Genomic DNA, 4,939 nt, shown 5'->3' with positions numbered 1-4,939 from the left:
CCCAGCACCTTCACCATCCCAAACCCCTGTGGGTTCTTCGCTCCGAGGCCGGCGTCGTAAGCCAGAAGGAAGAACGGTTCGGGTAGCTCCAGTTCATAAACCCCAGTCCAGCCTTTGATTACGGTATCACGATAGCGCATGATCCGTAGGTTGCGTTTGTCCACCCGTACAGGGCGGATGTGCGCGTCATCTAATCCTGTCAGCCTCGCCTCTCCCCATCCGAGCGCTTGCGCCTTCCGGCGCAGGTTCGCCAATAGGTGTTCCTCCCATTCTTCCTCGAACGGACTGTAGTAATACGTCTTTTTCCGACCATCGCCCATGCTCAGTGTGCTGTAGGTTGTGATCGGAGATAGAGTGCGAACACGCATCGAGTCTGATAGCGCAGGCAACGGCTCCACTTCGATGCTGGTGACCCTGCAGGGTATATTGCCTAATTTGACCTGAGGTTCGGTCAATAAATGCTCCACGAGCGATTGAAGGAATTTCTCGTGTACCGATCCGATGTGAAATTTCACCGGCCCACTGAATTCAATCCGGTTGCCTTCGATCCTGTATTTGCCAAGAAGCTTGCTGAACGTGAAAAAGCGAAATTGCCGCTTGCCAAGCTGGGTTCCTTCATCATGAAGCCAGGTGGCTAACGCTGCATCGAGATGACGATAGATAAATCCTTGTAGTAGAGAGTTGTACGCCAGTGGAAGGCTGAAGGTTAAATCAACGGGGCTAAGTTCAATGATGCATCTCAATGTACATCTCCTTATCGGATGCGGAACCGTAGCAGATTCAATGAACGTTACTCCATAATAACAGCAAGAGCGGTGTAAGACAACATTGGTTTCTTGGTGCGCCAGGAGATCGTTACCAAGTAAAAAGAGGAGCCCAAGATTTAACCGGAGTTGGTTCTCATGCGACGATTTTATGTAGAGCTTTGTTGCCGCGAAAACAACGTCGCACACAAGGTGCGATGTTACGAAAGCCGCTATTTTTCGTAGAGGCGGTGCTTGTCCCCGACGCCTCCCCGTAACTTGTTGCGGGGTTCTTCATGCTCATCTTGCATGAGACAGCTGTACTACTTGAAACTCGGCAACGGGATGGCTACCATAAAAGGTGGTTTGGGGTCTGTAGCTCAGTCGGTTAGAGCGCTCGCCTGATAAGCGGGAGGTCCCTGGTTCGAATCCAGGCAGGCCCACTAACTTCCTTCCAATTAGCCGCTTCATCTATTGGGGTAGTGCCTCGTTGAAGGAGCCGGCGCATCCACCCAGAGCGGTTGAAAAGTAACGACAAGCCGCTTACCATTTAATCGCGATGATAACGCTGGGGATCGATTCCTCCGAGGCCGAAGGTGGGGTAGCCCTCATCCGTGATGGGATGGTGCTCGGAGAAGAGCGCTTTTCGGAACGATTGCGGCACTCGGAGGAGCTCCTCCCCGCGGTGAACCGGCTCACTGATTCGTGCGGGATCGGATTGGACGAGATCGCGCGGGTGTGCGTCAACCGAGGGCCAGGCTCGTTCACTGGCCTGCGGATAGGCCTCGCCACCGCGATGGGATTCAGCCAGGCCCGCGGGATCCCAGTGACCGGGGTGGACGGGACGCTCGCCTACCGCGCCCGGGTAAAGGCACACCGTGTTTGCGTCATCATCGTTAACCGGCGCGACCTGTTCTATGCCCGCTGGTTCTCCGGGGAGAGAGCAAGCGGTGATGTGGAAGTAGTTACGCGGGATGATATCGTCTCCCGCCTGAGTGCGGAACGGCGCGGGATCGTGGTGGTGGGGAGCGGAGCCGAGGCGTTGCGGGATGAGCTCTCTTCCCTCCCCGCGGTCGAGGTCGCCCCGCCAGAGGCGAACCGAGCCTCGTCGGTTTGGATCGCCCGTTTGGGAGAAGAAAAAGGGGATGAGAATGAGCTTCTCACCCTCGAGCCGTTGTATGTAGAGCCAGCGATAAGAACTAAAATAGAGAGGTGAACCATGGCACGAGTATGCGAGATCTGTGGGAAACGCCCGGCGACGGGGAACACGATCAGCCATTCCCACCGTAAGACCCGCCGGGTACGGGCGCCGAACATCCAGCGCGTGCATGCCTACGTTGATGGAAAGAAGCAGTGGATCAACGTGTGCACCCGCTGCATCAAGTCAGGGCGCGTGCAGAAGGTAGTCTGAACCCTGGAACGCCAAATGGCCATTCAAATCGGTGCTACCGTCTCCGGGAAGGTGATTCGGATCTCGGCGGAGGGGACTTTTGTCTCTCTCCCTGAGGGGAAGACCGGGCTGATTCCCGCCCCGCATGAAGGGGCGGTTTTTTCTGTTGGGGAAACGATCGTTGCCCGGGTAGTCACCACGGGAGAAGGGGTGGTGGAGCTTGCCTTTGTCTCGGCACGAGTGGCGGGAACGGCTGATCCGTTCGAGAAGGAATTCAACCGCTTGAACCATGTCCTGCAGTCGTGCGCCCCGCGATCAATCTCCCCTCCAAGCTCACAGGAGCCGTTGCTGGAGGAGCGACTGAAAGCGTGGGTGAAAGAGGCCGAGGCGGGGCTTTCCCGCCTGCGCAAGCACCGTGGCAAGCGGCTCAGCGAGACGATCGAAGGACACGAGGGGAGGAGGAATGCCAAAAGGGACCGTAATCATCGATGAGGAGCGGTGCAAGGGGTGCGGGCTGTGCATCGCGGCGTGCCCGCAGGACGTCCTCGCCTTCTCCGGGAAGATCAACCGGAGCGGCTACAACTACGTACACATGGAGCATCCGGAGAAATGCGTCGGATGCGCGTTCTGCGCCATGACCTGCCCGGACGTGGCGATCGAGGTCTACCGCGAGAAGGTCGCGGCGTAAGGGGGACAGATGGGAGAGCGGAAACTGATGCGGGGGAACGAGGTGATCGCCGAGGCGGCGATCCGGGCCGGCTGTCAGTGCTACTTCGCCTACCCGATCACGCCCCAGGCCGAGCTCCTCGAGCACATGGCGAGGAACATGCCCCGGCTCGGCCGGACGTTCGTCCAGGCGGAGAGCGAGATCGGGGCGATCAACATGGTCTACGGGGCCGCTGCGGCCGGGGTGCGGGCGATGACATCCTCATCGTCGCCCGGGATCAGCCTGAAGCAGGAGGGGATCTCCTACATCGCCGGCTCGAACCTCCCGGCGGTGATCGTGAACATCATGCGCGGCGGGCCGGGGCTCGGCGACATCGCTCCGGCACAGGGGGACTACTTCCAGGCAACGAAAGGGGGAGGACACGGGGACTATCACATGATCGTCCTCGGCCCCTCGACCGTACCCGAGGCCGGTGAGCTGACGATGCTCGCGTTCGACCTCGCCGACAAGTACCGAATCCCGGTGATGATCCTCGCCGACGGGATGCTCGGGCAGATGATGGAGCCAGTCGAGCTCCCTGCCCCGGTCGATCCTGCGACCCTGCCGAAGAAGGAATGGGCCCTCACCGGGGCGAAGGGGAGAGACCCGAACATCATCCTGAGCTTCGACCTCGATCCCGAGATCCTCAAGCGGATGAACCTCGAGCTGCAGGAGAAATACAGGAAGATCGAGGAGAACGAGGTCCGCTACGAGACCTACGAGACCGACGATGCCGATATCGTGATCGCCGCCTATGGGACGGTCGCCCGGATCGCCAAGACCGTCGTCCGGCGGGCACGGGCCGAGGGGATCAAGCTCGGCCTTTTCCGGCCGATCACGCTGTGGCCGTTCCCCTATGAACCGCTGCGAGAGCTCGCCGATCGTGTCGACACGGTCCTCACCGTGGAGATGAGCGCGGGACAGATGTGGGACGACGTCAGGCTGGCGGTCGGGGAGCGGGCGAAGACCCCGTTCTACGGCGAGATGGGCGGGGTCGTCACAACACCGAAGAAGATCCTGAGCGAGGTGAAGAGATATGCCGGTTAACACGGAGAACATGGTCAAGGTATTCGGCCGGCCGAAGAGCCTGACCGATGCGCGGTTCACCTACTGCCCCGGCTGCCATCACGGGATTCTCACCCGGATCATCGCGCAGGCGATCGACGAGCTTGAGATCGCCGAGCGGACGGTGACGATCGCCCCGGTCGGTTGCGCCGTCTTCGCCTATCTATGGTACAAGTGCGACGCGGTCCAGGCATCGCACGGGAGGGCGAGCGCGGTGGCCACAGGTCTGAAGCGGGCGAACCCAAACCTGGTCGTCATCTCTTACCAGGGGGACGGGGACTTCGCCAGCATCGGGACGGCGGAGTCGATCCACGCGGCGAACCGGGGGGAGAACATCACGGTGATATTCGTGAACAACCAGGTCTACGGGATGACCGGTGGGGAGATGGCGCCGACGACACTTGTCGGCCAGCGGACGACCACCACCCCGGACGGACGCGATCCGGCGTACTTCGGTTACCCGATCCGCTTCTCCGAGCTGATCGCCACTCTGGACGCGCCGGTCTACGTCACCCGCCAGGCGCTGTACGACACGCGCCGGATCATGGACGCGGAGAAGGCGATCAAGAAAGCGATCAGATACCAGGTCGAGGGGAAGGGGTACTCGCTCGTCGAGGTCCTCACCACCTGTCCGACCAACTGGCACATGTCTCCGCTCGAGGCGAACAAGCACGTCGCCGAGGTCGTGACCAAGGCGTTCCCGCTCGGCGACATGGTGGATAGGGGGAAATGATGGAGAGATCGGTGATCATCGCGGGATTCGGAGGGCAAGGGGTGATCCTCGCCGGGAAGATCCTCGCCCAGGCAGGGATGGATCACGGCCTCGAGGTGACATGGCTTCCGTCATACGGGCCGGAGATGCGGGGAGGGACGGCGAACTGCACCGTCGTCCTGTCGGAGGAGCCGGTCGGCTCCCCGATCGTCGACGAGCCGACCGACCTCATCGCGATGAACCTCCCCTCCCTCGACAAGTTCGAGCCGATGGTGGCCAAGGGAGGGACGATCGTGGCGAACCGCTCCCTGATCGAGCGGGAC

Annotated in this window: 8 protein-coding genes and 1 tRNA gene; 8 read left to right on the top strand and 1 reads right to left on the bottom strand. The window is 60.7% G+C overall.

Going from position 1 to position 4,939, the window contains the following annotated elements:
- On the bottom strand, nt 1-743 hold a 743-nt coding region (gene cas6 / locus J7J55_03020; GenBank protein MCD6141677.1), incomplete at its 3' end, for a CRISPR-associated endoribonuclease Cas6.
- A 369-nt stretch (nt 744-1,112) separates the two neighbouring features.
- On the opposite strand from cas6, the gene J7J55_03015 reads away from it, so the two are divergent.
- The 8 genes from J7J55_03015 to J7J55_02980 all read left to right on the top strand — a co-directional run.
- Nucleotides 1,113-1,186 (top strand) — tRNA-Ile (locus tag J7J55_03015).
- 116 nt (nt 1,187-1,302) lie between these two features.
- Nucleotides 1,303-1,959, top strand: a complete 657-nt coding sequence (tsaB, locus tag J7J55_03010; GenBank protein ID MCD6141676.1) for a tRNA (adenosine(37)-N6)-threonylcarbamoyltransferase complex dimerization subunit type 1 TsaB — start codon at nt 1,303-1,305, stop codon at nt 1,957-1,959.
- 3 nt (nt 1,960-1,962) lie between these two features.
- Entirely contained in the window at nt 1,963-2,154 is a 192-nt protein-coding gene (locus J7J55_03005) for a 50S ribosomal protein L28 (GenBank protein MCD6141675.1), read from the top strand.
- 15 nt (nt 2,155-2,169) lie between these two features.
- Nucleotides 2,170-2,625 (top strand): S1 RNA-binding domain-containing protein, encoded by a 456-nt coding sequence (locus J7J55_03000; GenBank protein ID MCD6141674.1) that lies wholly within the window; start codon nt 2,170-2,172, stop codon nt 2,623-2,625.
- On the top strand, nt 2,597-2,821 hold the full coding sequence (locus J7J55_02995) for a 4Fe-4S binding protein (protein ID MCD6141673.1): 225 nt from the start codon (nt 2,597-2,599) through the stop codon (nt 2,819-2,821). Before J7J55_03000 ends, J7J55_02995 begins: the two co-directional genes overlap by 29 nt.
- Nucleotides 2,822-2,830: 9 nt before the next feature.
- The gene (locus J7J55_02990) at nt 2,831-3,886 is read left to right on the top strand and encodes a 3-methyl-2-oxobutanoate dehydrogenase subunit VorB (GenBank protein MCD6141672.1); all 1,056 of its coding nucleotides are present in this window, start codon (nt 2,831-2,833) and stop codon (nt 3,884-3,886) included.
- A 10-nt stretch (nt 3,887-3,896) separates the two neighbouring features.
- Nucleotides 3,897-4,637 (top strand): 2-oxoglutarate oxidoreductase, encoded by a 741-nt coding sequence (locus J7J55_02985; GenBank protein MCD6141671.1) that lies wholly within the window; start codon nt 3,897-3,899, stop codon nt 4,635-4,637.
- Nucleotides 4,634-4,939: 2-oxoacid:acceptor oxidoreductase family protein (locus J7J55_02980; GenBank protein MCD6141670.1), on the top strand; the 306-nt coding region annotated here is incomplete at its 3' end. The genes J7J55_02985 and J7J55_02980, both read left to right, overlap by 4 nt.

The sequence above is a fragment of the Candidatus Bipolaricaulota bacterium genome, assembly GCA_021159055.1.
Taxonomy (GTDB): Bacteria; Bipolaricaulota; Bipolaricaulia; order UBA7950; family UBA9294; genus S016-54.
Note: the sequence above shows the minus strand (reverse complement) of the source record. Positions and strands in the feature narration are given on the sequence as shown.